Genomic DNA, 24,677 nt, shown 5'->3' on the forward strand with positions numbered 1-24,677 from the left:
TTCAGGCGCGGCGATCGTGCCGCATCAGCCACAGAAGCGCGCCACCGGCAAGGATCAGGAACGGAATCATCGCGTAGTTCACGGCGGCCCAACCAGCTTGCGCTGTCCCGCCGGAGCAGTTCATCAACCCGCCAGAGGCCAGCGAAGCAAAGGTCACGCCGCCGAAAACCAGCAAATCATTGAGACCCTGCATGCGGCCGCGTTCATGCGGCGCATGGGCGCCTGCCAGCATCGATGTCGCGCCGATAAAGCCAAAGTTCCAGCCGATGCCCAGCAGAATGAGCGCAACAAAGAAGTTCTCAAGCCGCACACCTTGCAGGGCGACCAGACCAGCGGCCGCAAGGATCAGCAGGCCTGCTCCGATAATTTTTTCGACGCCAAACTTGTTGATCAGGTGGCCGGTAAAGAACGAGGGTGCGAACATCGCCAATACGTGGCCGGTCACCACAAAGCCTGCGATGATTTTGAACAGTGCTGATGTTTCCTCGCCCGAAAACAGGTTTGCAAGGAACGGTGGCACAGTGGTGTCGCCTGCAATGCCACAGCCGACCACCGCCAAAGGGGTTGAAGTCATGACAAGGTTCATCAACGCATAGGAAACCATGGCGCAGATCACGGCGACGGCGATGCGCGGTGTCCGCAGCAGCTCCATCCGGCTGCGCCCGCGCGGGGCGTCCACAGACGGGACCGGCGGTTTCGGGATGTCGATGAACAAAAACAGCAAGGACCCGAATATGTTCAGTATCGCCACAGCGACATATGTGCCCACGAAGGGGATAGCCGACAGGCTCAGCGACGTTGCCGAGGCCAGCTGCGGACCTATGATGGCGGAAACCAGACCACCTGCCATAACGTAGGAGATCGCTTTGGGTCGGTATTCGTCAGAGGCGGTATCGGCGGCAGCAAAACGGTAAAACCCCTGCGCCGACATATAGATGCCGGTCAGGAAAGAGCCTGCAAGGAAGATAGTGAATGAAGAGACAAAAAGCCCGTAAGCTGCAATTATCGCGCCGGATGCGCCGCCCGCAGCGCCCAGAAAGAAACCTGCGCGTCGGCCAAAGCGCTGCATAACGGCTGATACTGGTGTGGCCGACAGCATAGAGCCCAGAACAATCATCGAAATCGGCAAGGTGGCAAAGCAGATGTTGCTGGCAAGTGATTGTCCGGCAAGGCCGCCAACCAGAAAAATCATTGGCATCTGGGCACCCAGAATAGCCTGAGCCAAAATCAGTACCGTTACATTGCGCCGTGCGCGCGTGTCGTCAATCATCGTATTGTCCCCATGCCATTCGGTATCGCTACTCCCGAGACGGGGGGGAGGCAACCCCTTGGAGTAACGCCGCTCTTGCGCCTGCGGGCCATGACGCTAATGCTGACAGGATGACAGTAGTGCAGAAAATTCTGCTGCTTGCGGGCAGTTTCGAGGCGCGGCGTGTAGCAGAAGCCCTTACAGCGCAGGGCGTGGTGTATGATGCGTGGCTCAGCGAAGCCCCCCGTGGCGCGGCGCCGATGCCGCAGATACCGCTTTTGCGGCGCTTTGACACAGGCACCCAGATGCGCAATGCAATTGCTGAAGGGGGGTACACCGCTGTGCTGGATGCAGGTCATGTGTTCGACCGGACTGTGACCCATGCGGCCTATGCTGCGGCAGGCGCGCTAAATCTTCCCTATCTGCGGCTTGAGCGTCCTGCGTGGGACGCTGATGAGCACCTCCGTTGGCGGAGCGCTGCTAATCTTACAGAAGCAAATGCCATGATACCTGCAGGTGCGCGGGTTTTTTGTGCGACAGGGTGGGACAGCCTGCCTGCCTTTGCCGATTTTGCCGGTGCGCGGCTTTTTCTGCGTCAGACGCGTCGGCACCCGCGTCCCGCGCCTTACCCGCATGTAGAATTGGTGTTTGGCGATCCGCCCTTTAGTGTAGCGCAGGAAGAGGCGCTGTTCACCCGTTTGGGAATCGACCTTTTGATGTGTCGAAATCTGGGCGGGGCGGCGAGCCGACCAAAACTGGATGCCGCGCGCGCGCTGGATCTGGATGTTATCCTGATTGATCGCCCGCCAGCACCGGAGGGGTCCGCACAGGTAACAGAGATTGACGCGGCCATTGCTTGGATCGCTGCGTTGTGACGGTGTTGATTGCCACTGATGCGGATGTAGCAAAGGGTGCAGAATGGCTTGTCCGGATCGAACCGCGCTTTGCCATCGCTTTAGATGCGACAGGCCCGCTGCCACTGCGCCTTGCCCCGGACGGATTTGCAGCCCTGTTTAACAAGATCGTCAGCCAGCAGGTTTCGGTTGCCTCGGCGCGCGCGATCTGGGGCAGGGTAGAGGCGGCAGGGTTGATCACGCCGCAGGCTGTCGCAGCCGCGAGTGAGGAAGACCTCAAATCAGTGGGCCTTAGCCGACCGAAGATAAAATATGCCCGCGCTTTGGCCGACGCAAACATCGACTATGATGCGTTGCGTGATGTGCCGGATGCGCAGGTTATCGAAACACTCACGGCGGTGTCGGGCATTGGGGTCTGGACGGCGCAAGTTTATGCGATGTTCAATCTGGGGCGCGCGGATGTTTTCGCGCCCGGTGATCTTGCCCTACAAGAGGCAGCCCGCATCCTGTTTGACTTGCCTGATCGCCCATCGGCAAGCACGCTGGAACACATGTCTTTGGCGTGGTCCCCTTGGAGGGCAGTTGCAGCCCGTCTTTTGTTCACCTACTACCGTATTGCAAAAGATCGGGAAGGAATAACATGACACGAGTCCTCAATTCGGAACGCCGCGAACCAGTCTCGGGCGAGACCCGCTCGGTGGTTGTATTCCTGCATGGTTACGGCGCCAATGGCGCTGACCTTTTGGGTCTTGCCGATCCCTTGGGTGAACATCTGCCCGATACGCTGTTTGTCGCGCCTGATGCACCTGAAAGCGTGGCCGGTATGCCAAACGGATACCAGTGGTTCCCGATCCCTTGGATCGACGGTTCATCCGAGGAAGAAAGCGCGCGTGGCTTGGCCCAGGCGGTTGATGATCTGAACTCCTATCTGGACGCCTTGATGGTAGACGAAGACGTTTTGCCAGAACAGGTTGCCCTTTTCGGATTTTCCCAAGGCACTATGATGTCGCTGCATGTGGCGGCCCGCCGCGAGGACGAAATCGCCGGTGTGGTAGCATTCAGCGGCCGCTTGCTTTCGCCCGAAAGCCTCGCGGACGAAGTTGTTTCGCGGCCACCGGTCATGTTGATCCACGGAGATCAAGACGATGTGGTGCCGCCGGAATCACTGCCGCAGGCCGCAGAAGCGCTGCAAGAGGCCGGTTGGACTGATGTCTATGCCCATATCATGAAAGGCACCGCCCATGGTATTGCGCCAGACGGGTTGTCTGTTGCGCTGGCGTTTATGCGCGACAAGCTGAACCTTTAGGCATGAAATCCGTCAAATAGCTGTAACATTCCCGCGTTAGCCTTCCTGCGACATCTTGTGGTCACAGGAAGGCTTGCCAGCTTCAATGCACGAGATATAGTCATATCAAACGGCAAGAGGGTGGCGTGCAGATGGACGGCGATTTCAGAACCGAATTTACGCGAAGTCCGGCGGGGTTGAAAAACAGGCCTGCCTTGGTGCTTAACGCGGATTATCGCCCGCTAAGCTATTATCCACTGTCTTTGTGGTCCTGGCAGGAAGCGGTGAAAGCCAAATACCTCGATAGGGTGGATATCGTGGCTGAGTATGACGATTGCGTCCATTCACCCACCACCACATTGCGCATCCCTTCCGTCGTTGTGCTGAAAGACTATGTAAAACCTCAAAAGCGCGTGGCCTTCACGCGCTTTAATTTATTTCTAAGGGACGAATTCCGGTGCCAATACTGTGGCGCGCGTGGGGATCTGACCTTTGACCATGTTGTGCCACGTGCCAGTGGTGGCGTGACAAGCTGGCAGAACGTGGTTGCGGCCTGTAGCCCGTGTAATCTGCGCAAAGGCTCCAAGGCGCTGCACCAAACCGGATTTTCTCTGCGCAAACCGCCCCGCCAGCCCGCCGCGGAAGAACTGCGCAACACGGGCCGGAAATTCCCGCCAGGCCATCTGCATGATAGCTGGATGGATTTCCTCTATTGGGATGCAGAACTGGAAGCCTAACAGGTGCAGCCAAAAAAATAGCGCCGACAAGCGGCGCTATTTCCCAAATTGCTTTGCGAGCTGATCAGTCTTCGAGATTGCGCACTACGTTTGCGGCGAACGCGTCCAGCATCGCACGATAATAAACATCGCTGCCCTGGGTTAGATCGCCAATGACGGTCCCGTCAGGGTAGAACGATTCCGCTTGCAGCGAGCTGACGGTCAACGTGTAGTTTTCGTTGTTGTCAGGGCCGGGTACGCGCAAAAGGACATCGCCTTGCAGGTAGGCTTCTTCGGTGCCGATGGCCTGCTCAAAGCTGGTCGCCAAGGACACTTCATCAATGTCGATGACAATTTCGGCGCCTTCAGGATCGAGAAGCACACCCAACTGCGAGATAATCGCAGCGGTAAGGTCCGCATCGATATTTGCCCAGACTGCGGCAGCTTCGGCATTCTGGATCGCGTCAAGATCGGTCGTGACTTCGATCATCTTGACAGTTACAGGGCCTGTTGCAGTTGCGGTAGCGGCGATAGCCGTGGACCCCATGAGGGCAACGACAGCGACGGTCGAGCTCAGAACAAAATTTTTCATCTTGGTACTCCAGTGTTATGATCCCCCGGTATCGGGGTGCTGGATAGACAACGTTCGATTTTGAATAACGTTCCGCCCTCCATGCGCCATGAGCGGATTATTGTTCATCGAAAAAATTCTTTCAGATCAACTATGTGTAAGGGGAATTTGCATGGCAGCTGGAATGGATGCCCAATATCGGATGCCGCGCTGAAAGCATCCGCCTTGCGGTCGTCGTGCGGGACGGAAGGGGAAAACCCCGCCGTGTACGCACGGCGGGGTACTGTCAGTCAAAGGGGCTGATTTACAGCTTGATGCCGATGTTCAGGCCGATGGAAACAGCCGTGTTGTCATCAAAGTCTGCGACGGCATTCCCGGCAGGGGCCGCGATCGCATCGCCCAAGAAGGTGTAGCGAACACCTCCCGACACAGCCATCCGGTCGCTTACATCATATTTGACGCCAAGCGAGATGTGCTTGGACCCGTTTGTCGGCGCCAGCGGCGACACGAGGTCGTCATTGCCCTTCGTCGAAAATCCTGCGGCGACACTGCCCGACCACTTTTCGTTAAAGCGGCGGCCAACGCCCAGCTCAAAGTCGAAACCGTCTTCAAGATCGGTGAGCGAATTACCGGTATTGGTGGTGAAACCGATAGGGCTTACTTCGGTGTCGCCGTAGCGCGCATAGCGCAGACTGCCGAAGACAAGGGTGTCTTTCGCGACACCGGATTGAAAGCTCAGGTTGAGGCTTTCGGGGGTGTGCACTTCGGTGGTGCTGATTGGCGCAATTGGTACACCATTGATGGTCTCGGTGGTGCGCAGATCATGAGAGACTTTCGAGTGATATGTCAGGGCAACGCGCAGGGCGATATCAGGTCTTTCATAGGCTGTCCCAAGCACAAACCCGACCGCACCATCAGCCTCAAACGACCCCTGGTATCCGTTGGCCGACCGGTACGCCAGACCGCCGAGTGTCACGTCGGCGGATACTTCCTGATATTTCAGGCCGCCATGTACTGACCATTTATCGGTAAATTTATACCGCGCCAAAGCTGTGACCGCATAGCTTTCCACTATTGCGCTGGTGCCGCCAAGGAATGTGCTTGCTGGATCACCGGGATAAACCACATCCGAGCCGAAAGGCTCATCCGCGATCACGGCAAAGGACAGCTTGTCGGTCAGCTCGTATTTGAAGCCCAGCCCGAGGACTCTGAAGTCGTCCGCGACGTTGCCAATGCTGGCGCCACCAAACACTTGCTGATCCGCACCGTCAATGTCGGGATTGATGCTGCCAAAGCGGAATTGGATGTGGTTGCCGGTCTCGAACAATACGTTGATGTCTTGACCGGACCGGTCCAGACCGACGGCGTAGGCGGACGTTGTTGATGCCAACAGGCCCGCAATTGCAATTAGATTTCGTCTCATAGTTATCTCCTCCCCAGAAGACTGGCCCCGAGCAGCGACACGCTGTGGTCAGGGCTGCCAAGCAGCTTCATCATGAAGAACTGCATGGCGAATATCTGTGAGGATTTGACGGTCTCTTCTCAAGCAATCCGTGCCGGGTTTCACCGCAAAGTGAGAAAGTGTGACCAATAATCAATTTACCCTAAGTCACTCATGAAAGGTGATTTTTCGGGATCGAAGCGTTGACCTTGCGGAAGCTTTGCTTGGTCTTGCGCGTGCTTTGGTGCAAGCGGTAGGGGATCTGATCTACCTGTGGTTACAGTTCCAGATCCACCCAGACAGGCACGTGGTCCGACGGCTTGTCATAGCCGCGGATATCCTTGTCGATCTGGCAGTCACGCAGGCGGTCTGCCGTGTAGGGGCAGAGCAGGAAGTGATCGATGCGGATGCCGTTGTTGCGATTCCATGCACCAGCCTGATAATCCCAAAAGCTGTAGTGGCCGGGCCCTTGGGTGCGCGCCCGGAACGCTTCGGTCAGGCCAAGGTTCTGCAACTGCCGCCATTTGGCGCGTGATTCAGGGCGGAACAGTGCATCATCCCGCCAGCTGTCTGGTTTGGCGGCATCTTCGGCCTGTGGAATGATGTTATAGTCGCCTGCCATCAGAAAGGGGGTCTCTTCCTTCAGCAGTTCTTGTGCGCGGGCGCGCAGGCGGTCCATCCACGCCAGTTTGTATGCGAATTTGCCGCCTGCCACCGGCGTGCCGTCTTCCTCAAGCTCGACGGGATTGCCGTTTGGCAGATAAAGACCACACAGCCGGACGGAATGGGTGTCGCCAACGACCGTCGCCTCGATATAGCGCGCCTGTTCATCTGTATCGTCGCCGGGCAGGCCACGTGTCACATCTTCGAGCGGCAGCTTTGACAGGATGCCAACCCCGTTAAAGGACTTTTGCCCGTGCACTTCCACGTTATAGCCGCGTTCTTCGAAAACTTCGCGCGGAAAGGCCTCGTCCACGGATTTGATCTCTTGCATCAGCACCACGTCGGGTTGGGCTGCATCCAGCCAGTCAGGCAACGCGTTGATGCGGGCCTTGATACCGTTGATGTTGAATGTTGCGATCTTCATGGGGCAGGGCTCCTTTGGCGGGGACCCTCATGCTATCGCCCAATTGGTGCAGCAGGGCAAGCAGCCTATGCCGCCCCGTCCGCCCGCTACATCGAAAATGACGTGCCACAACCGCAGGACGACGATGCGTTCGGATTGTCTATGACAAAGCGCGCACCAATCAGTTCTTCGGTGAAATCAATCACCGCGTTGGACAGGAACGGCAAAGAGACACTATCGACCACAACAGATTCTCCAGCGCCTTCAAGCACCAGATCGTCATCCTTGGCCTCATCCAGCGCAATTTCGTACTGAAAACCGGAGCAGCCGCCACCCTCTACGGCCACGCGCAGCGCTTTACCGTCTGTTGCGGCGCCGATCTCGGACAGGCGGGCAAATGCACGCTCGGTCACTTTTGGGGGCAGGTTCATCTTGGGTCTCCGCAGTGTGTTTCCATTGGGCCGTATGCATAATATAGAAACGGACAAAGCGCGGTACAAGCGCTGCGTTGTAGGAGACCTGCCAGATGCGTGCATCCTTTGCCTCCGATCCTGACCGCGCCCGCGGTCGGCGTGTCCATGAAGATGAAAGCAGCTTCCGCTCTTGTTTTCAGCGTGACCGTGACCGGATCATCCATGCCAGCGCTTTCCGGCGGCTTAAACACAAGACGCAAGTTTTCGTGGAGCATGAAGGGGATTACTATCGCACCCGGTTGACCCATTCGATCGAGGTTGCGCAAGTGGCGCGTACCATTGCAGGCGCGCTGTACCTCAATGTCGAACTAACCGAGGCGGTGGCGCTTGCCCATGATCTGGGTCACCCGCCGTTTGGCCACACCGGAGAGGACGCGCTACATGCGTTGATGGAGCCTTATGGCGGTTTTGACCACAACGCACAGGCCATCAAGATCGTGACGTCGCTGGAGAGGCACTATGCCGAGTTCGACGGCCTGAACCTGACGTGGGAGACGCTGGAAGGTATTGCCAAACACAACGGCCCCGTGGTTGGCGCATTGCCGCATGCTTTGGCTGATTATGACGCGCTGCATGATCTGGAACTGGAAACCCATGCCAGCGCAGAGGCGCAGGTGGCGGCGCTTGCGGATGATATTGCCTATAACAACCATGATTTGCATGATGGCTTGCGGGCGGGCCTGTTTACTGATGAGGACATTGCCGACCTTCCACTGGTGGGGCCTGCGTTCACAGAGGTTGACGGGCTTTATCCCGGTTTGGACCCTTATCGCCGCCGCCATGAGGCGCTGCGCCGTGTTTTTGGAGTTATGGTCGCGGATGTGATTGATACGTCCCGCCATGCGCTTGTCCTTGCTGACGCCAAAGACGCTCAGGAAATTCGGATGTTGGGCCGACCCGTGATCCGTTTTTCGGACACTATGTGGCTACAACTGGGCGAAATCCGCCAGTTTCTATTCACGCGCATGTACCGTGCACCCGCAGTCATGAAGATACGCGCCGAGGTGACAGGCGTGGTCGAAGGCCTGTTCCGGCTGTTTCTGGATCAGCCTGCGCTGATGCCCGCCGATTGGGCAAATTCTATTGCCGCTGCCGGTACAGACCGTACAATGCTGGCACGGATCGTGGCTGATTACATTGCCGGTATGACAGACCGCTTTGCGCTGCAGGAACATGAACGACTGATTGGTGATACGCCGCGTGCGGGTGGCCACCCGACGATGAGGGGATAGAGAATGCTGGATACTGAAACACAGATTGTGAAAAAGCCTGCGAAGATTTTGCAGGGCAAGCGGATACTTGTCTTGGGGGCGTGCTGTGGGTTTGGTCGCAGCATGGCGCGTGCGCTTGCGGCCTCAGGTGCTCAGGTGGTGGCTGCTGACAGCGATACCGACGGCCTCAAACAGATTAAAGGCATTGTGCCGATCACGTTGAAAGGCGCCCCCGACGAGGCGCTGCGCCGCATTGGCCGCACATGGGCAGAGGCGCGTCTGGATGCAGTGCTGAACCTGATGCCGCTGCGCCACTCCGATAAGATCGATCTCAACATCTCGGTGCTGCAGGGCCTTGTACAAGGATTTATGCCTGCGCTGGGCGCACGGGATGGCCAGATCGTCAGCGTTGTCGCCCGGCCCGAGCAATCACTGGATGTCGCCACAGGTGCGATGGCGCCAGCGCTGCTGAGCGCTCAGGCGGCATTTGCCCATGCGCTGCGCCGTGATGGCATCCGTTTGAATATGATCAACGTCGGAGAGAACGCCGTGCGGCCCGCCCGCACGGCTGTGGTGGGCCTTTTGTCCGGATCGCTGGGCCCTGTGAGTGGATCAGAACTGCGGCTTTGATTGACGCGGGGCGCTCAAGTGGTACATGGAACCCGACGATTACCCTGAGAGCACTGAAATGAACCTTTTTGCCGATATCCGTACCCTTGTAGTGAGCGCGCTTGACGCGATGGTTACCGCGGGCGATTTGCCCGCTGGTCTGTCCACCGATAATGTCACGGCAGAGCCACCGCGAGACGCAGCGCACGGCGATATGGCGACCAACGCGGCGATGGTGCTGGCCAAGCCTGCGGGCATGAAGCCACGTGACATTGCCGAAAAGCTGGCGGCCTTGCTGGCAGCTGATCCGCGCATCACAAGTGCCGACGTGGCTGGACCCGGATTTCTGAACCTGCGGCTTGCGCCCTCTGTCTGGCAAGGCGTTGCAAAGGACGTGCTTGAGAACGGCACAGATTATGGCCGTGGCACGCTGGGTGCCGGCAAAAGCGTGAATGTCGAATACGTCTCTGCGAACCCTACGGGACCGCTGCACGTGGGCCACACGCGCGGTGCGGTCTTTGGCGACGCGCTTGCCAGCTTGCTGGCCTATGCCGGTTGGGATGTCACGCGCGAATATGTCATCAACGACGGCGGCAACCAGATCGACGCGCTCGCGCGGTCGGTTTATCTGCGCTATCTTGAGGCACACGGCCAAGAGGTTGCATTTCCCGATGGCACTTACCCCGGTGACTATCTGATCCCCGTCGGTGAAAAGCTGAAAGCGGAAGTTGGCGACAAATATATCGACCAGCCTGAGGAACTCTGGCTTGACCCGATCCGCAACTTTGCCACGGACGAGATGATGGAACTGATCCGCGAGGATCTGGCCCTGCTTGGCGTGAAGATGGACAGGTTCTTCTCGGAGAAATCCTTGTACAACACCGGCAAGATCGAAGCCTGCCTGCAAAAGCTGGATGATATGGGGCTGATCTATACCGGAACGCTTGAGCCGCCAAAGGGCAAACTGCCTGATGACTGGGAAGCGCGTGAGCAGACACTTTTCAAATCCACCGAGTTCGGTGACGATCAGGATCGCCCCATCAAAAAGAACGATGGCGCATGGACCTATTTCGCGCCTGACATTGCGTATCATAACGACAAGGTCGAACGTGGCTACGACGCGCTGATCAACGTCTTTGGCGCGGATCATGGTGGCTATGTCAAACGGATGAAGGCAGCTGTGCATGCACTGTCGGGCGGCAAGGTGCCGTTGGATATCAAGCTGACGCAGTTGGTGAAGTTGTTCAAGAATGGCGAAGAGTTCAAGATGTCCAAGCGGGCAGGGAACTTTGTCACCTTGCGCGACCTGATTGACGAAGTCGGCAGCGACGTGACGCGCTTTGTGATGCTGACCCGCAAGAACGACGCGCCGCTTGATTTCGATTTCTCCAAAGTGATGGAGCAATCGCGCGAGAACCCTGTGTTCTATGTGCAATACGCCCACGCGCGGGTGGCCAGCGTTATGCGCAAAGCCACGGAGGCAGGCATCGACGTCAGCGATACAGCCCTGAAGGCCGCCGACCTTAGCAAGCTTGACCATCCGGCCGAGCTGGCGCTGCTGCGCAAAGTTGCAGAATGGCCGCGCCTGATCGAAACTGCCGCGCGCAGCAACGAGCCACACCGCGTTGCCTTCTATCTCTATGAACTTGCAGGGGATTTGCACGGGTTCTGGAATTTGGGTAACGCCGAGACAGGCTTGCGCTTTATTCAGGAGGACGATCCTGCAACATCACAAGCGAAAATTGCCCTTGCGCGGGCAGTAGCGATTGTAATTGCAGCCGGCTTGGGTATCCTCGGCGTAACTCCTGCGGAAGAAATGCGCTAAGCGTTCACCTCAGGCTACAGGCAACGAACATCAGATCCGTGCGGCAATGTACTGCGCGGGCAGAGAGGCAAAGATGGCAGATTACACACAGACCCCTCAGGGGGGCTATGCGCCACATGTGCATCCCGAGTATGCAGTGGCTCAGACGTCTTCGATAGGCAAACTGACAAATCTGACTGGTGCGGCTGTATCGCTGGCGCTGGTCGTTGGTGTTGGTGTTTGGGGCTACAAGCTTTTGGTGCGTGACGTAAGCGGCATCCCTGTGGTTCGCGCCGCCGCGGGTGAGATGCGCGTGCGCCCCGAAGAGCCGGGCGGTGATTTTGCGCAACATCAGGGGCTGTCTGTAAATACGATTGCGGCGATCGGTTCCACCGAGGAACGCGCCGAACAGCTGCGCCTTGCGCCAGAGCCGACCGTGCTGGCAGAGGAAGACCAGCCAATGCCCGAGATTGAAGATGCCGCCATGGTAGAAACGCCCGGGGCCGACGCGCCTGTAGATGGGAATATCATCGCCGCACTTGAAAGCGGTTCGGTCGAGGACCTTGTCGCGCAATTGACCCAAGGGGTTACGCCCATGGATGCGCTAGAAGCGGAAAACGTTCCGGTTCTGGCTTCGGCTGATGTGCAGGCTGTGCCTGATTCTGTACGCGGAATGCGGGTTTCTTTGCGTCCATCCTTGCGGCCCAAGCGTGCCAGCCGCACCGTCGCCGCCACGCCAGTCGCAGCGACAGCGATCTCCAGCTCAGCCGTCGAGCTGGAAGCGGGCAGCCTGTCTGCCGGCACACGGCTGGTCCAGCTGGGTGCATTCGATTCCCCTGAAATCGCGCGCGCCCAGTGGGGCAAGCTCAACGCAAGGTTTGCACCCTTCATGGAAGGGAAACAGCGGATCGTGATGGAGGCCAAATCCGGCGGCCGCACGTTCTACCGTTTGCGGGCACACGGCTTTGAAGATATCGGCGATGCCCGCCGCTTCTGTTCGGCTCTTGTTGCGGAAAGCGTGGATTGCATCCCTGTGGTGACACGGTGAGCGGAGCAACCGCCCGCTTTGGGGCAACGATCCTTGATGCAGAAGGCCTGCGGCTGACTGCCGAGGAAAAGGCGTTGTTTCGCGATGTGAACCCTTTCGGGTTCATTCTTTTTGCCCGCAACATCGACACGCCTGATCAAATCCGCGCCCTGTGTGATGATTTCCGTGAGGCCGTCTGCCATAACGCGCCAATCACCATCGACCAAGAGGGCGGCCGCGTACAGCGCCTGCGGGCGCCGCGTTGGCGCGAATGGCTGCCGCCGATGAATTTCGTTCAGGCCGCTGGTCAAAACGCCGCCGAGGCGATGTACATCAGGTTCCGCTTGATCGCGCATGAGCTTTTTGAGCTGGGCATCGACAGTAACTGCGCGCCCATGGTGGATGTGCCCCGGTTCAATACTCATGAATTCCTGTACAACCGCTGCTATGGCCTTGATGCGCGCAATATCGCATTGATGGGACAGGCGGCCAATGACGGGATGCTGGCGGGCGGCGTGTTGCCCGTGATCAAACACATCCCCGGACACGGGCTTGCCACGGCTGACAGCCATTTCGAATTGCCCCGCGTTGCTGCCAGCCTGGAAGAGCTTGACCGCGTTGATTTCGCCCCCTTCAAGGCGCTGCGTGACACGCCGATGGGTATGACTGCCCATGTGGTTTATGAGGCGGTTGATCCTGCGCCCGCGACGCTGAGTGCGCGGATGATGCAAGTGATCCGCGAAGACATCGGTTTTGACAACCTGATCATGACAGATGACATCTCGATGAAGGCGCTCAGCGGCTCGCTGGGGGATCTCAGCCGCGATGCGCTGGCTGCGGGCTGTGATATAATTCTGCACTGCAACGGTACGCTGGCAGAGCGATCCGAGGTGGCCCAAGCAGCAGGTGAGATGACGGATGCTGCACAGCGCCGTGCCCTGCGCGCCCTTAGCTATCGCCAGACCCCCGACGATATTGACATTCCCGCTCTCGATGCGCAGCTTAAGGCGCTTGTGGGCGAGGAATTGCATGGCTGAAAACCTTTTCGAGGAAGACAGCACAACCGTAGCGGAACGGCTGGCGGCCGAGGCGTTGATTGTGGATGTGGACGGGTTTGAAGGCCCGCTTGATCTATTGTTGACCCTCAGCCGGACCCAGAAGGTGGACCTGCGCAAAGTCTCTGTGTTGCAGTTGGCGCGCCAGTACCTTGCGTTTGTTGAAAAGGCCAAGGCGTTGCGGCTTGAACTGGCCGCTGACTATCTTGTGATGGCAGCATGGCTGGCTTTTCTTAAATCCCGTTTGCTACTGCCCCCGGATCCTAGCGAAGAAGGCCCTTCGGGAGAGGAACTGGCGGCACATCTGGCGTTTCAGCTGGAACGACTGGCTGCAATGCGCGATGTGGCTGCGCGGCTTATGGCACGTGACCAGCTTGGCCGTGACTTTTTCGCGCGCGGCCAGACGCAGATGGTCGAACGTGTGCGCCGCGTGACCTATACCGCGACGCTGCTGGATTTGATGCAGGGCTATGCGCGCATCCGAACCCGCGATGATTTCCGCCCGTTTGTCATGGACCGCGACAGTGTCTTCACGATGGAGCAAGCGTTGGAGCGGATGAGGGGCCTCATCGGCTATGCAGGCGATTGGGGCGATCTCATGAGCTATCTGCCCGAAGGCTGGGAAAGCGATCCGGTCAAGCGCCGCTCAGCCACGGCGGCCACTTTTGCCGCCTCGCTTGAGTTGGTAAAAGAAGGGCATCTGGAAATCCGCCAAAGCGAAAGCTTCGCACCAATCCAGCTTCGCAAGAAAGATTAGATATATGTCACAAGAGCCTGAAATCGAAGAAGAAAGCCTTTTTGACGCCCCGCCTATGGCAGAACAGGAACGCATGATAGAGGCGATCCTTTTCGCGAGTGCAGAGCCGGTGACCTTGCGCGAACTAGAGGCGCGGATGCCACATGGTTGTGATGCCGCCGAAGCGATGGTTTATGTGCGCCGTCGCTATGAAGGACGCGGCGTGCATGTGATGAAAATCGGTGATTCATATGCGCTTCGCACGGCTGCCGATCTTGGCTACCTGATGCAAAAAGAAACTGTCGAGGTGCGCAAGCTTAGTCGCGCCGCGATCGAAACTTTGGCCATCATCGCATACCATCAGCCGGTCACCCGTGCCGAGATCGAAGAAATTCGTGGCGTGTCAGTTTCTCGTGGGACGGTGGACCAACTGCTGGAGCTCGAATGGATCCGCTTTGGTAGACGCAAGATGACACCTGGCCGCCCAGTTACGTTCGTTGTGACGGAAGGCTTCCTCGATCACTTCGGACTGGAGAACGCCCGCGACCTCCCGGGCCTCAAAGAACTGCGCTCTGCCGGTTTGCTAGAAAGCCGTCCGGGCGTGAGCCTGATGCCAAAGGTTGGCGAAGAAGATGACGAGCCCGAAAGCACCGAAGGCCAGAGCGAACTATTCGAAGATTGATACGCAAAATTGCCGCAATTGTCGCTATAATGGCAACAAACGACCTGCAAAGGAGAGCAGAATGAATCAGATCATCAACATGGTCATCCGTCAGTTGACGCGTAAATTGCTCAACAAGGGTATTGATGCCAGCTTTAACAAAGCAGCGTCACTTCGCAACGGCCGCGCAGAGGCGCAGCAGCAAGGCGCAATCGATGACTATGGCAATCCTGTGAAGGGTAACCCAACCCAAGAAGAGGTGCGCGCGGCACGCCGCGCAAAACGTCAGGGCGGCGGGCAGGGTCCACGTCAGGCTAAACAAGCCATGAAAATGATCCGCCGCGCAGGTAAACTGTAATCAGCCAACCCACCATTTCTTTTGGCCGCAAGTATCCCGGGGGAATCGGTGCTTGCACCGATGGGGGCTGGCCCCCTCTGGCCAAGGTATTCAGGGCAGTTTGAAGTGCTTTGACAGCTTCAGGCCCTGACCTTGATAGTTGGAGGCGATACCCGCGCCATACAGTTGCGTTGGTGCTTCGCTCATCCGTTCGTAAACCAGCCGCCCGACGACCTGACCGTGCTCCAGCACAAAGGGCGCTTCGTGACAGCGCACTTCCAGCACGCCGCGCGACCCCGCACCGCCAGCAGCATCGTGACCAAATCCGGGGTCGAAGAAACCCGCGTAATGCACACGGAATTCGCCCACCATCGCAAGGTATGGGGCCATTTCGGCGGCATAATCAGGGGGGATGGTTACCGCCTCGCGGCTAACGAGGATATAGAATGCCCCCGGATCCAGAATAATCTGACCATTTGAGCTGTGGACCTCTTCCCAATAATCGGCAGGCGCGTAATGTCCGATTTTATCCAGATCAATGACGCCCGTGTGTGGTTTGGCGCGGTAGCCTACCAGGGTGGTATCCTTGAGCCGCAGATCGACGGAAAAGCCTAACCCATCATCAATGACAGCATCGCCATCCACAAGCGGGGTTTGCGCGTGCAGTGTCCGCAAATCATCATCGCTGAGTACGGCATCACCTGTACCAAAGCGGATTTGATTTAGGCGCATACCCGGACGCACCAGCACGGAAAAGGACCGCGGACATATTTCAGCGTAAAGCGGGCCATGATAGCCGGCCGCAATCCGGTCGAATTCAGTTCCGCCATCGGTGATCGTACGGGTCAGCAGATCAAGCCTGCCAGTTGAGCTTTTGGCGTTTGCCACAGCGCTGACATTGTCGGGCAGGGCCAGATGCTCCATCAGCGGCACGACATAGACCGCACCTTTTTCCAACACAGCGCCTTGAGTGAGATCCACGCGGTGCATCTCGAACTCTTGCAAGCGGTCCGCGACCTTTGCGCCGTGCCCGGCCAAAAACGAGGCGCGCACGCGGTAGGCCACGGTGCCAAGGCGCAGATCAAGGCTGGCAGGTTGTATTTGTGCAGAATCCACGGACGGTTCGGCAGCGATCACGCCTTGCGCAATCATCGTTTCAAGCTGTTGGTTTGGGATTACGCCGGGCATGAAGCGTCCTTTTGGTCAGCAGTCTCTAGATGCACAAAACGCCCGCAACCGATGGGATGCGAGCGTTTTGCGTATGTCGTGGTCGGGCTAGCAGGACTCGAACCTGCGACCTTCCGTCCCCCAGACGGACGCGCTACCAGGCTGCGCCATAGCCCGACATGGAGGTGTTCATACCGCATAAACAGGGCGGTGCAAGAGGCAATCGCACCCATTCGGCGTCACCGTCAGGATTTTGACGGCGCGCTGCCCCGACGCGCAGCCATGCGGTCGCGCAGGGAAGAAAGCTCCGCCAGCAGTGGTATCATCTTTTGCGCTGTTGCCTTGTCCAAAGACGGGATGCGACCGACACGGGTGAGGGTTGAGACATCAGCGTAAATGTCCTGCTCCGCCGTTATTTCGGGCATGCCAATATCGCGTGGCTTGGGGCGCGCGGGCGTTTGCGTGGCTTCGTCAGCCTTCGACGTGGCAGGATCTGTTTCGTCGTTTTCTGCTGTCTCTTCTGCGGGTGTCGAAGGGTCAGCCGCTTCTGATGTGTCTTGAGACGACGATAGCGTCTCTACGGTTTCGTCAGCTTCTGCTTCCTCGGATGCGGCGGTCAAAGTCTGTTCTTTAGCCTCCGCTTCGGGGGTATTTTCTGCTGTCTCTTGGCGATCGGAAGTATCATCAGAAATCGTTTCAGCCATTTCAGCGTCGCCTGCCGCCAGCGTATCTTCATCTGGTGCAGAATCTTCGGCTACGACTGGTTTCATGTCATCAACTTCGCCAACCTCTGGCGTCGCATCATCTGCTTCGTCTTTGTCGGCTGCTGCAATCTCTTCTATCGGCGCAGACGCATCTTCCGGCTGAGCAGGCGTCTCTTCAGTGCGCACTTCTATCTCTGCCGGGGCTTCTGTCGGCTCTTCAACTGAAAGCTGTGATGAGGCTTCTTCGTCCGCTGCTTCATCTGTCGCAAACAGCTCCGGCTGGTCTTCGACTTTAGGTGCGTCCGGTTCGTCGCCTGTTTCTTCAGGCTCGGAGCTGGCCTGTTCAGCTGTTTCCACCTGTGCTTGAGCGGTGTCTTCTTCTGCGGTTTCCTGCAAAGTCTCTGGTTCTACTTCTTTCGGGGCTTCAAAAGGCAGTACCACGGCCTCGGGCTCTTGCTCTGGCGTCTGCTTTGGTTCCGGCTTGGCAGCGCTCTGAACCTCGACGTCGGCATCATCCAGCGGAACCGACAGGGCGGCAACGTGGCTCATCCCTTCTTCCCGCAGGATTTTCTGCACACCTTTGATCGTCAATCCGTCATCGTGCAACAGACGCTTGATACCACCCAGCAACAGCATATCTGCGGGCCGATAGTAGCGTCTGCCACCCGCACGTTTGATCGGCTTTACTTGGGTGAATTTGCTCTCCCAAAAGCGCAGCACGTGGGCTTGAATCCCAAGCCACTCTGCAACCTCAGAGATTGTACGGAAAGCGTCAGGCGATTTGGGCATCAGTTCAGGACTTGTTCCCGTCAGCGACACGATCTTTCATCAGATGTGATGGGCGGAACGTCAGAACGCGGCGTGGGTTGATCGGGACCTCTTCGCCGGTTTTTGGGTTGCGACCGATACGTGCTGATTTATCGCGTACAGAGAATGTGCCGAAGGAAGAGATTTTGACCTGTTCGCCGCGCACCAGCGCGTCGGACATTTCTTCCAGAACTGTTTCGACCAATTGCGCACTTTCGTTGCGCGACAGGCCCACCTCACGAAAAACAGCTTCGCTAAGATCCATCCGCGTCAATGTATTGCTTGTCATGTTGTTCCCCAGTTTTCCTAAGACTTTGGCCAGCTTACGCTCTCAAGTCAATATCTTAGGCTTAATTGCGCGATCACCCGCCGCGCGCGTCCTTACCAGCGCAGAACAACTGCGCCCCATGCAAGGCCACCACCGATGGCTTCTGTTACCACCAAATCGCCGGGTTTGATCTGGCCGCGCTCGACGCCGACAGAAAGCGCCAGTGGAATGGAGGCCGCTGACGTATTGCCGTGGTCCTGAACCGTGACCACGACTTTGTCCATGCTCAGGCCCAGTTTCTTGGCGGTCCCCTGAATGATGCGGATATTGGCCTGATGGGGCACGATCCAATCGACATCCTCGCTGCTGATACCTGCGGTTTCCATGGCAGTGGTTGCGGTCTTGCTCAGCTTCTCGACGGCGTGACGGAACACCTGATTGCCCTGCATCCGCAGATAGCCTGTGGTGCCAGTAGAACTGCCCCCGTCTACATAAAGAAGATCGCGGTGGGTGCCGTCCGAGTTCAGGTCGGTAGAAAGAATGCCACGGTCGTCGGACGTGCCGTTGCCTTCATCGGCTTCCAGTACCAATGCACCCGCGCCATCGCCGAACAGGACGCATGTGCTGCGGTCTGTCCAATCCATGATGCGGCTGAATGTTTCTGCGCCGATCACCAATACACGGCGCGCTTGACCTGACAGTATCAGGGCGTTTGCATTGCTCAACGCAAAGATAAATCCGGCGCATACTGCTTGGATATCAAAGGCAAATCCGGATTTCATACCCAGCTGCGCCTGAACCATTGTCGCGGCAGAGGGGAAGGTCAGGTCGGCAGTAGAGGTTGCGACAATGACCGCGTCGATATCGTCAGCCTCAAGGCCTGCCATCGCAAGAGCTTTCTTCGCGGCTGCGGTGGCCATGGTCGATGTTGTCTCGCCTTCGCCTGCGAAATGGCGCCGCTCGATACCTGAGCGGGAGCGAATCCATTCATCATTTGTGTCCAGCGTGGCCTCGAACTCGGCGTTCTCGACAATCCGTTCAGGCAGATAATGCCCGATACCTTTTACAACAGCGCGCATCATCATTCGGGGGAGGGCTCCTCTGTTGGCAGTGCGGCAGCAACCCGTGCCGCCAACTTGTCGTTAAAGCCGTTCTCGACCAGTTGCGCGGCCAATCTGATAGCTGCTGCTATGCCTGTCGCGTCAGCAGAACCATGAGACTTCACCACAGTACCGTTCAGGCCCAGAAACACTCCGCCGTTCACGCGGCGCGGATCAATCTTTTCGCGCAGACGCATCAAAGAGGTATAGGCCAAAAGCGAGGCAAGCCGAGACAGGATTGAATATTTGAAAGCTTCGCGCAGACGGACACCGATCAGGCTGGCGGTACCTTCACCTGTCTTGATGGCGATGTTGCCGGTAAATCCATCGGTGACAACAACATCAGCCCGATCACCTGAAATATCGCCGCCTTCGACAAAACCGACAAATTCGTACCCTGCTTCGGACTGATGGTCACGAATCAGATCATGCGCTTCTTTCAGCTCTGTCCGACCTTTATGTTCTTCGGTGCCGACGTTCAGCAGCCCGATACGGGGGGTTGGCAGGTTGAGGCCGTTGCGCGCATAGGACATTCCCATAAGCGCAAAGCGCAGCAAGTCATCCGCATCCGCACGAATATCTGCCCCGACATCCAGCATCACATTGAACCCTTGCGCGTTGGACGAGGGATATAGCACGGCGATAGCAGGCCGGTTCACACCGGGTAGCTTGCGCAAGCGGATCATCGACAGCGCCATCAGCGCGCCTGTGTTCCCACAAGAGACGGCCACGCTGGCTTCGCCGGTGCGCACGGATTCGATGGCTGACCACATCGACGTATCCTTGCCAGAGCGCACAACATGGCTTGGCTTGTCTTCCATTGTAACAACGCCAACGGCATCGCGGATCACTGTCCGGCCCTCAAGGGCGGGATGCTTTGCAACCAAGGCACGCAATTCCGCTTCGGGGCCGTGTAAAACAAAGGAAATGTCAGGATTTTCGGTGGCCGACTTAAGGCAACCGGCAACCACAGCTGCCGGCCCCTGATCACCCCCCATCGCATCGACCGAGATGAGGGTGCGGGCGTTCGCGGTTGTCTGATCGGTCGGGGCCGTCATTTGCTGCGAATGCCTTTGAATTGCCAATTGTTCAGGCGTGCAGCTTACGCCGCGTCGTCTTCGAGATCAATCTCGTCGAACTGAGCCACAACTTCTTTGTCGGCATAGTGGCCGCAGGAGGCGCAAACATGGTGTGGGCGCTTCAGCTCACCGCAGTTGGTGCACTCGTTAGGATTCGCTGCTGTCAACGAATCGTGGGAGCGGCGGTTGTTGCGGCGCGATTTGGATACTTTATTCTGCTGGACAGCCATGTCTGGTGCCTTTGTATTCGGGGCCATAATGCGCAGATCGGCTGCGGCGGGCCGTGTTTCGGATCAACTCCCATACGGGCGTGTGGTGCGTTTAGGCAAGTGGCGGTCGCTTGTCCAACGCTATTTCATTCGAGCGGCGCAAAATACTGTGAAAAGGGTCCTTTGCAAGCCGGTTTTTGCCACTTGCAAGGCGCGCGCGCTGGATCAGCTGTCTTTGTCGTCCTCCAGCTGCTGCTTGAGGGCGGCCAATCCGGCAAAGGGGCGCGCTTCTTCATCGGTCATTGGTTTTTTGCCGGGTTCCGTGACCCGGATAGGTGCGGATTCTGTTTCGACTTTGCGCGGATACTGGGGCAGGGCTAGGGCCAGCTCTTCTTGCATGACGATTGCGGGGTCTATCCACGCGCCCAACGGCTCTACGCTGTCATCTTCGGGCATCTCGACTTCTGGTGCATCGATATCGACGTAATCGCGTACGAAGGTGCGCAGAACATCCGTATCAATCCGGGTCGTGACCGGCTCAAGCGTGACCACGCAAGGCTGCGTTACAGTGGCGCCCAGACGTCCGCGCAATTGCCAGTCACGATCACCCAACGGGTGTAGGGCACCCTCAAAGGACAATTTGCGCAATCCGCTCAGTTCCATCATTTGTGCCAAAGCTGCCAGAGAGGCCGCATCTGGACGTAAGGAGAAGGGGGTTGGCGTGGTTTGTGACAGGTTGGCAACGCGCAAACTGGTTGCACTTGGGGATGTGGGAGACATGAGCTTGTGCTTTCGTTTCTTGAACCATGGGGCGCATTTGGTATATGCGAGATAAAAGCCGGACAGGTTAAGGGCAAGGGGCAGTACCATGGGTATCTTCGACAACACGGTGATTGTGCGGCGCTTGCTGCTCGGTGTCGCTCTGGCTGGCGGGCTTGCAGCCTGTACGCCTCAATACCAGAACCACGGATATATGCCGCCTGCAGAAGACCTTGACCAGATTGTGGTCGGTGTCGATACGCGCGCATCAGTCGAGGAAAGCATTGGCACCCCTTCGACTGCCGGTGTGGTGAATGAAAGCGGATTTTATTACGTTCGCAGCCAGCGCCGCACAATCGGCGCGTTGGCCCCCAAAGAAATAGACCGGCAGGTGCTTGCCATCAGCTTCAACGAAGCAGGTGTGGTTACCAACATCGAACGCTTCGGGCTTGAGCGCGGGCAAGTTGTGCCTTTGGCGCGGCGCGTGACCACACCGGGTGTGCGTGACAGCGGCTTCCTGCGACAGCTTTTGGGTAACATCGGACGGTTCAATCCCGCAGGTCTGAGCGGCTGATCCCAGCCTCTTGTCCCGTTTGGTGGACTGAATGCCGGTAGGTTCAACAGCGATAATGATGCCTTTGCAAAAAGGGCGCTACACTGTGCGCCCTGCGCAGAGTGCTGCGGATCTGACCGCCTCACTGGCGTTGCGCGCGCGCGCTTTCGGTGCGGTAGGCGGGGCTTCAGACCGTTTTGACGACAGCGCGCAACATGTGCTGGTGCTGGCCCAAGACAGCGGCAAGGCGGTGGCCACGTTTCGCATGTCCCTTCTGACCGGTGCGCAGATCGATGAGAGTTATGCCGCGCAGTATTACGATTTAGCCAAGCTGACAGCGTTTGACGGTCCGATGCTTGAATTGGGCAGGTTCTGCATCGACCCCGCTTTCCATGATCCTGACATTCTGCGCATCGCGTGGGCGGCGTTGACGTCTTATGTGGACGCCACTGGGGTGCGCCTGCTTTTTGGCTGTTCTTCATTTGCGGGCACGGATCCGGCCGACTATCTGGATGCTTTTGCCCTGCTAAAGGCACGTTATCTTGCGCCAAAGCGTTGGGCACCCGCCGTGAAAGCGCCGGACGTGTTCCGCTATGCCGCCCGACTGGATCACGCCCCAGATATCAAACGTGCCAATGCGGCGATGCCCCCGTTGTTGCGGACCTACCTTATGATGGGCGGGTGGGTCAGCGACCACGCGGTTGTAGATCACACGATGGGCACGCTGCATGTGTTCACGGGCCTTGAGATCGAGGCCATTCCACCCGCGCGGAAAACGCTGCTTAGGGCGTTGATCTGATATTGTCTGATTGACGTTTTCGCGGCCACACAGTAGGCGGCGTGCATGGCACGTGCACCCCTTCTCCAACTCTCCGATATCGCCCTCACATTTGGCGGCGATCCTGTATTTGATGACCTGTCGCTGGTGGTTCAATCCGGCGACCGTCTGGCGCTGGTCGGGCGCAACGGTTCGGGCAAGTCCACCTTGATGAAAGTCATGGCGGGGCTGGTCGAGGCGGATAGCGGCGAAGTGACCGCAGGACCCGGCGTCAGCGTTGGCTACATGGAGCAGGACCCTGATCTGACGGGTTTTGAGACATTGGGTGATTTTGCCTCACACGGGCTTGAACCCGGTGAACTTTACAAGGTCGAGCGTGCGGGCGAGGGGCTCAAGTTTGATCCGGAGCGCCCTGTGGCCACAGCATCCGGAGGCGAGCGGCGGCGCGCAGCCCTTGCGCGTTTGATGGCGCTTGAGCCTGAATTGATGCTGCTGGATGAACCGACGAACCATTTGGACATCGAGGCTATCGCATGGCTGGAGGACGAGCTGAAGTCCACCCGCGCGGCCTATGTCATTATTTCCCACGACCGTGCGTTTTTGAATGCGCTCACACGTGCAACCCTTTGGATTGATCGCGGTGCCGTGCGTCGGCAAGAGATCGGCTTTCAGGGATTTGAAGCATGGCGTGACCAGATCTGGGAAGAAGAGGACATGCAGCGCCACAAGCTGAACCGGAAGATCAAATCCGAGGCGCGTTGGGCGGTCGAAGGCATTTCTGCGCGGCGTAAGCGCAACCAGGGCCGCGTACGCGCGCTGCAAGAGCTGCGTGCCGAACGGGCAGGTCAGATCAAACGCCAAGGGACAGCGGCTATGGCGCTGGAAGCGGGCCCCAAATCCGGCCGTAAGGTCATGGAAGCGGTCGGCATTACAAAGGTTTTCGGCAATAAAGTCATTTTGCATGATTTCTCACTGACAGTGAACCGTGGGGATCGCATCGCGCTGGTTGGCCCGAACGGCGTCGGTAAAACGACCCTGCTGAATATGCTGATCGGCAAAGAACAGCCCGACAGCGGCGAGGTCAAAATCGGGACCAATCTGGCGCTGGCTCTATTTGATCAGGCGCGCGCGCAACTGGACGGCGACATGACCCTGTGGGACAGCCTGACGGGCGACCCCGAGATGCGGGTGAGCGGCAAGGCTGACCAAATCTTGGTCCGCGGCAACCCCAAACACGTTGTTGGCTACCTTAAAGAATTCCTGTTCGACGAAGCGCAAGCGCGCGCACCTGTCCGCTCCCTGTCTGGCGGGGAAAAGGCGCGGCTGTTGCTGGCCAAGCTAATGGCGCGCGAAAGCAATCTGCTGGTGCTCGATGAACCGACAAATGATCTGGATGTGGAAACGCTGGACCTGATGCAAGAGCTGTTGGGCAGCTATGACGGCACGGTCATACTGGTGAGCCACGACCGTGACTTCCTTGACCGTGTGGCGGCGACCACCATCGCCATGGAAGGTGACGGAAAAGCGACCGTTTATGCGGGCGGCTGGAGCGATTATATCGCGCAGCGCGGAATGGAAGACTTCTCTGAAAGTGTTGTGAAGTCCAAGGGCTCAGCGCCAAAGGCCCAGCAAAAGACCAAGACGCAAACAGGTCTCAGCTTTACCGAAAAGCACCGTTTGGAAGCCTTGCCCGCCGAGATAGAGCGGATAACGGCAGAAATTGCCAAGCTTGAGGAATTGTTGGGCGATCCTGCGCTTTTCACCGAACAGCCAGCCAAGTTCCAGAAAGCCAGCGATGCGCTGGTGCAGCGTCACGAAAAACTGGCCGATGCCGAGGAAGAATGGCTGTTGCTCGAAGAAAAAGCAGGCAGCTGAGGCACGTCCCAGCCTAAGAAACTCTGGTTTTTAGTCATGGCTGTGATCCAAATGTGAGGTCGGAGCGAAGAAGTCTATCACCCAGCAGCGACAATCTGCTTTGAGCCCAAATCAACCGGTGCTGCAAGCTGCACCTACTTCAGCTTTGCTGAGTATTGAGCTGCCGCTTCTGGCAGGGAGCAACCTCAGGGATCACGAATTGGCTGGAATTGAGCCTCTCGGGATAGGGCACCTTTGGTTAGCCAAAAGGCTTCTTATCCAAAAAGAGGCGGTACTTATGTCA

Annotated in this window: 27 protein-coding genes and 1 tRNA gene; 15 read left to right on the plus strand and 13 right to left on the minus strand. The window is 57.8% G+C overall.

Annotated features, from left to right (window positions below):
* Nucleotide 1: 1 nt before the first annotated feature.
* Nucleotides 2–1,270, minus strand: coding sequence for an MFS transporter (locus K3757_RS07630; protein WP_260000743.1), 1,269 nt, complete (start codon nt 1,268–1,270; stop codon nt 2–4).
* Nucleotides 1,271–1,389: 119 nt separating this feature from the next.
* On the opposite strand from K3757_RS07630, the gene K3757_RS07635 reads away from it, so the two are divergent.
* The 4 genes from K3757_RS07635 (at nt 1,390) to K3757_RS07650 (ending at nt 4,125) form a co-directional block, all read left to right on the plus strand.
* On the plus strand, nt 1,390–2,124 hold the full coding sequence (locus K3757_RS07635; RefSeq protein ID WP_260000744.1) for a precorrin-6A/cobalt-precorrin-6A reductase: 735 nt from the start codon (nt 1,390–1,392) through the stop codon (nt 2,122–2,124).
* A gap of 5 nt (nt 2,125–2,129) precedes the next feature.
* Nucleotides 2,130–2,747, plus strand: a complete 618-nt coding sequence (locus tag K3757_RS07640; protein WP_260001213.1) for a DNA-3-methyladenine glycosylase — start codon at nt 2,130–2,132, stop codon at nt 2,745–2,747.
* Nucleotides 2,744–3,409 (plus strand): alpha/beta hydrolase, encoded by a 666-nt coding sequence (locus K3757_RS07645; RefSeq protein ID WP_260000746.1) that lies wholly within the window; start codon nt 2,744–2,746, stop codon nt 3,407–3,409. The genes K3757_RS07640 and K3757_RS07645 overlap by 4 nt, the downstream gene beginning before the upstream one ends.
* Nucleotides 3,410–3,540: 131 nt before the next feature.
* Nucleotides 3,541–4,125 carry an HNH endonuclease gene (locus K3757_RS07650; protein ID WP_260000748.1) on the plus strand — a complete coding sequence of 195 codons (585 nt, stop codon included), beginning with the start codon at nt 3,541–3,543 and terminating at the stop codon, nt 4,123–4,125.
* Between the two features lie 64 nt (nt 4,126–4,189).
* Here the strand turns inward: K3757_RS07650 and K3757_RS07655 are convergent, their stop codons facing one another.
* The 4 genes from K3757_RS07655 to K3757_RS07670 all read right to left on the minus strand — a co-directional run bounded on the left by K3757_RS07655 (nt 4,190) and on the right by K3757_RS07670 (nt 7,613).
* Complete coding sequence (locus tag K3757_RS07655; protein WP_260000751.1) at nt 4,190–4,696, minus strand: hypothetical protein; 507 nt, start codon at nt 4,694–4,696, stop codon at nt 4,190–4,192.
* Nucleotides 4,697–4,979: 283 nt separating this feature from the next.
* The gene (locus K3757_RS07660; RefSeq protein ID WP_260000753.1) at nt 4,980–6,098 is read right to left on the minus strand and encodes an OmpP1/FadL family transporter; all 1,119 of its coding nucleotides are present in this window, start codon (nt 6,096–6,098) and stop codon (nt 4,980–4,982) included.
* A 295-nt stretch (nt 6,099–6,393) separates the two neighbouring features.
* Entirely contained in the window at nt 6,394–7,203 is an 810-nt protein-coding gene (xth, locus tag K3757_RS07665) for an exodeoxyribonuclease III (protein ID WP_260000755.1), read from the minus strand.
* An 86-nt stretch (nt 7,204–7,289) separates the two neighbouring features.
* On the minus strand, nt 7,290–7,613 hold the full coding sequence (locus K3757_RS07670; protein ID WP_260000757.1) for an iron-sulfur cluster assembly accessory protein: 324 nt from the start codon (nt 7,611–7,613) through the stop codon (nt 7,290–7,292).
* Nucleotides 7,614–7,708: 95 nt separating this feature from the next.
* Between K3757_RS07670 and K3757_RS07675 the strand changes: the two genes are divergently transcribed.
* From K3757_RS07675 to K3757_RS07710, 8 genes are all read left to right on the plus strand, one after another.
* On the plus strand, nt 7,709–8,887 hold the full coding sequence (locus tag K3757_RS07675; protein ID WP_260000759.1) for a deoxyguanosinetriphosphate triphosphohydrolase: 1,179 nt from the start codon (nt 7,709–7,711) through the stop codon (nt 8,885–8,887).
* 3 nt (nt 8,888–8,890) lie between these two features.
* Nucleotides 8,891–9,496, plus strand: coding sequence for an SDR family NAD(P)-dependent oxidoreductase (locus K3757_RS07680; RefSeq protein ID WP_260000761.1), 606 nt, complete (start codon nt 8,891–8,893; stop codon nt 9,494–9,496).
* A gap of 58 nt (nt 9,497–9,554) precedes the next feature.
* On the plus strand, nt 9,555–11,300 hold the full coding sequence (gene argS, locus K3757_RS07685; protein ID WP_260000763.1) for an arginine--tRNA ligase: 1,746 nt from the start codon (nt 9,555–9,557) through the stop codon (nt 11,298–11,300).
* Between the two features lie 73 nt (nt 11,301–11,373).
* A complete protein-coding gene (locus K3757_RS07690; protein WP_260000765.1) occupies nt 11,374–12,327 on the plus strand; it encodes an SPOR domain-containing protein in 954 nt (317 codons plus the stop codon).
* Nucleotides 12,324–13,343, plus strand: coding sequence for a beta-N-acetylhexosaminidase (nagZ, locus tag K3757_RS07695; RefSeq protein ID WP_260000767.1), 1,020 nt, complete (start codon nt 12,324–12,326; stop codon nt 13,341–13,343). Before K3757_RS07690 ends, nagZ begins: the two co-directional genes overlap by 4 nt.
* Entirely contained in the window at nt 13,336–14,118 is a 783-nt protein-coding gene (locus K3757_RS07700; protein WP_260000769.1) for a ScpA family protein, read from the plus strand. Before nagZ ends, K3757_RS07700 begins: the two co-directional genes overlap by 8 nt.
* A 4-nt stretch (nt 14,119–14,122) precedes the next feature.
* On the plus strand, nt 14,123–14,779 hold the full coding sequence (gene scpB / locus K3757_RS07705) for an SMC-Scp complex subunit ScpB (protein ID WP_260000771.1): 657 nt from the start codon (nt 14,123–14,125) through the stop codon (nt 14,777–14,779).
* 61 nt (nt 14,780–14,840) lie between these two features.
* Nucleotides 14,841–15,116, plus strand: a complete 276-nt coding sequence (locus K3757_RS07710) for a hypothetical protein (protein ID WP_260000773.1) — start codon at nt 14,841–14,843, stop codon at nt 15,114–15,116.
* 90 nt (nt 15,117–15,206) lie between these two features.
* On the opposite strand, the gene K3757_RS07715 is transcribed toward K3757_RS07710, so the two are convergent.
* The 8 genes from K3757_RS07715 to K3757_RS07750 all read right to left on the minus strand — a co-directional run bounded on the left by K3757_RS07715 (nt 15,207) and on the right by K3757_RS07750 (nt 21,209).
* Nucleotides 15,207–16,283 carry a 2'-deoxycytidine 5'-triphosphate deaminase gene (locus K3757_RS07715; RefSeq protein ID WP_260000775.1) on the minus strand — a complete coding sequence of 359 codons (1,077 nt, stop codon included), beginning with the start codon at nt 16,281–16,283 and terminating at the stop codon, nt 15,207–15,209.
* Between the two features lie 79 nt (nt 16,284–16,362).
* Nucleotides 16,363–16,439: transfer RNA gene (locus tag K3757_RS07720), tRNA-Pro, on the minus strand.
* 68 nt (nt 16,440–16,507) lie between these two features.
* Nucleotides 16,508–17,755 (minus strand): MerR family transcriptional regulator, encoded by a 1,248-nt coding sequence (locus K3757_RS07725; protein WP_260000778.1) that lies wholly within the window; start codon nt 17,753–17,755, stop codon nt 16,508–16,510.
* Nucleotides 17,756–17,759: 4 nt separating this feature from the next.
* Nucleotides 17,760–18,062: an integration host factor subunit alpha gene (gene ihfA, locus K3757_RS07730; RefSeq protein ID WP_260000780.1), complete on the minus strand. Its 303-nt coding sequence runs from the start codon at nt 18,060–18,062 to the stop codon at nt 17,760–17,762.
* 92 nt (nt 18,063–18,154) lie between these two features.
* Complete coding sequence (locus K3757_RS07735) at nt 18,155–19,126, minus strand: beta-ketoacyl-ACP synthase III (protein ID WP_260000782.1); 972 nt, start codon at nt 19,124–19,126, stop codon at nt 18,155–18,157.
* On the minus strand, nt 19,123–20,199 hold the full coding sequence (gene plsX / locus K3757_RS07740) for a phosphate acyltransferase PlsX (RefSeq protein WP_260000784.1): 1,077 nt from the start codon (nt 20,197–20,199) through the stop codon (nt 19,123–19,125). Before plsX ends, K3757_RS07735 begins: the two co-directional genes overlap by 4 nt.
* A 44-nt stretch (nt 20,200–20,243) precedes the next feature.
* Complete coding sequence (rpmF, locus tag K3757_RS07745; RefSeq protein WP_260000786.1) at nt 20,244–20,450, minus strand: 50S ribosomal protein L32; 207 nt, start codon at nt 20,448–20,450, stop codon at nt 20,244–20,246.
* Nucleotides 20,451–20,654: 204 nt separating this feature from the next.
* Entirely contained in the window at nt 20,655–21,209 is a 555-nt protein-coding gene (locus K3757_RS07750; RefSeq protein ID WP_260000788.1) for a DUF177 domain-containing protein, read from the minus strand.
* 88 nt (nt 21,210–21,297) lie between these two features.
* Between K3757_RS07750 and K3757_RS07755 the strand changes: the two genes are divergently transcribed.
* From K3757_RS07755 to K3757_RS07765, 3 genes are read left to right on the plus strand one after another with little or no spacing between them, the layout of a single operon-like run.
* Nucleotides 21,298–21,762: an outer membrane protein assembly factor BamE gene (locus tag K3757_RS07755; protein ID WP_260000790.1), complete on the plus strand. Its 465-nt coding sequence runs from the start codon at nt 21,298–21,300 to the stop codon at nt 21,760–21,762.
* Nucleotides 21,763–21,793: 31 nt separating this feature from the next.
* Nucleotides 21,794–22,540 (plus strand): GNAT family N-acetyltransferase, encoded by a 747-nt coding sequence (locus tag K3757_RS07760; protein ID WP_260000792.1) that lies wholly within the window; start codon nt 21,794–21,796, stop codon nt 22,538–22,540.
* 45 nt (nt 22,541–22,585) lie between these two features.
* On the plus strand, nt 22,586–24,394 hold the full coding sequence (locus K3757_RS07765; protein WP_260000794.1) for an ABC-F family ATP-binding cassette domain-containing protein: 1,809 nt from the start codon (nt 22,586–22,588) through the stop codon (nt 24,392–24,394).
* Nucleotides 24,395–24,677: the final 283 nt, after the last annotated feature.

The sequence above is a fragment of the Sulfitobacter sp. S223 genome (genome assembly GCF_025143825.1).
In the GTDB taxonomy this organism is placed as follows: Bacteria; Pseudomonadota; Alphaproteobacteria; order Rhodobacterales; family Rhodobacteraceae; genus Sulfitobacter.

Bases quoted from the DNA above. Each gene is read 5' to 3' on its own strand.
- K3757_RS07715 (WP_260000775.1), bottom strand. From the start codon at position 16,283: ATGCCCGGCGTAATCCCAAACCAACAGCTTGAAACGATGATTGCGCAA.
- K3757_RS07675 (WP_260000759.1), top strand. From the start codon at position 7,709: ATGCGTGCATCCTTTGCCTCCGATCCTGACCGCGCCCGCGGTCGGCGT.
- K3757_RS07760 (WP_260000792.1), top strand. From the start codon at position 21,794: ATGCCGGTAGGTTCAACAGCGATAATGATGCCTTTGCAAAAAGGGCGC.
- scpB (WP_260000771.1), top strand. From the start codon at position 14,123: ATGTCACAAGAGCCTGAAATCGAAGAAGAAAGCCTTTTTGACGCCCCG.
- K3757_RS07690 (WP_260000765.1), top strand. From the start codon at position 11,374: ATGGCAGATTACACACAGACCCCTCAGGGGGGCTATGCGCCACATGTG.
- K3757_RS07650 (WP_260000748.1), top strand. From the start codon at position 3,541: ATGGACGGCGATTTCAGAACCGAATTTACGCGAAGTCCGGCGGGGTTG.
- K3757_RS07700 (WP_260000769.1), top strand. From the start codon at position 13,336: ATGGCTGAAAACCTTTTCGAGGAAGACAGCACAACCGTAGCGGAACGG.
- argS (WP_260000763.1), top strand. From the start codon at position 9,555: ATGAACCTTTTTGCCGATATCCGTACCCTTGTAGTGAGCGCGCTTGAC.
- plsX (WP_260000784.1), bottom strand. From the start codon at position 20,199: ATGACGGCCCCGACCGATCAGACAACCGCGAACGCCCGCACCCTCATC.
- xth (WP_260000755.1), bottom strand. From the start codon at position 7,203: ATGAAGATCGCAACATTCAACATCAACGGTATCAAGGCCCGCATCAAC.
- K3757_RS07645 (WP_260000746.1), top strand. From the start codon at position 2,744: ATGACACGAGTCCTCAATTCGGAACGCCGCGAACCAGTCTCGGGCGAG.
- ihfA (WP_260000780.1), bottom strand. From the start codon at position 18,062: ATGACAAGCAATACATTGACGCGGATGGATCTTAGCGAAGCTGTTTTT.
- K3757_RS07670 (WP_260000757.1), bottom strand. From the start codon at position 7,613: ATGAACCTGCCCCCAAAAGTGACCGAGCGTGCATTTGCCCGCCTGTCC.
- K3757_RS07710 (WP_260000773.1), top strand. From the start codon at position 14,841: ATGAATCAGATCATCAACATGGTCATCCGTCAGTTGACGCGTAAATTG.
- K3757_RS07725 (WP_260000778.1), bottom strand. From the start codon at position 17,755: ATGCCCAAATCGCCTGACGCTTTCCGTACAATCTCTGAGGTTGCAGAG.
- K3757_RS07680 (WP_260000761.1), top strand. From the start codon at position 8,891: ATGCTGGATACTGAAACACAGATTGTGAAAAAGCCTGCGAAGATTTTG.
- K3757_RS07765 (WP_260000794.1), top strand. From the start codon at position 22,586: ATGGCACGTGCACCCCTTCTCCAACTCTCCGATATCGCCCTCACATTT.
- K3757_RS07630 (WP_260000743.1), bottom strand. From the start codon at position 1,270: ATGATTGACGACACGCGCGCACGGCGCAATGTAACGGTACTGATTTTG.
- K3757_RS07660 (WP_260000753.1), bottom strand. From the start codon at position 6,098: ATGAGACGAAATCTAATTGCAATTGCGGGCCTGTTGGCATCAACAACG.
- K3757_RS07750 (WP_260000788.1), bottom strand. From the start codon at position 21,209: ATGTCTCCCACATCCCCAAGTGCAACCAGTTTGCGCGTTGCCAACCTG.
- K3757_RS07655 (WP_260000751.1), bottom strand. From the start codon at position 4,696: ATGAAAAATTTTGTTCTGAGCTCGACCGTCGCTGTCGTTGCCCTCATG.
- K3757_RS07755 (WP_260000790.1), top strand. From the start codon at position 21,298: ATGGGTATCTTCGACAACACGGTGATTGTGCGGCGCTTGCTGCTCGGT.
- K3757_RS07735 (WP_260000782.1), bottom strand. From the start codon at position 19,126: ATGATGATGCGCGCTGTTGTAAAAGGTATCGGGCATTATCTGCCTGAA.
- rpmF (WP_260000786.1), bottom strand. From the start codon at position 20,450: ATGGCTGTCCAGCAGAATAAAGTATCCAAATCGCGCCGCAACAACCGC.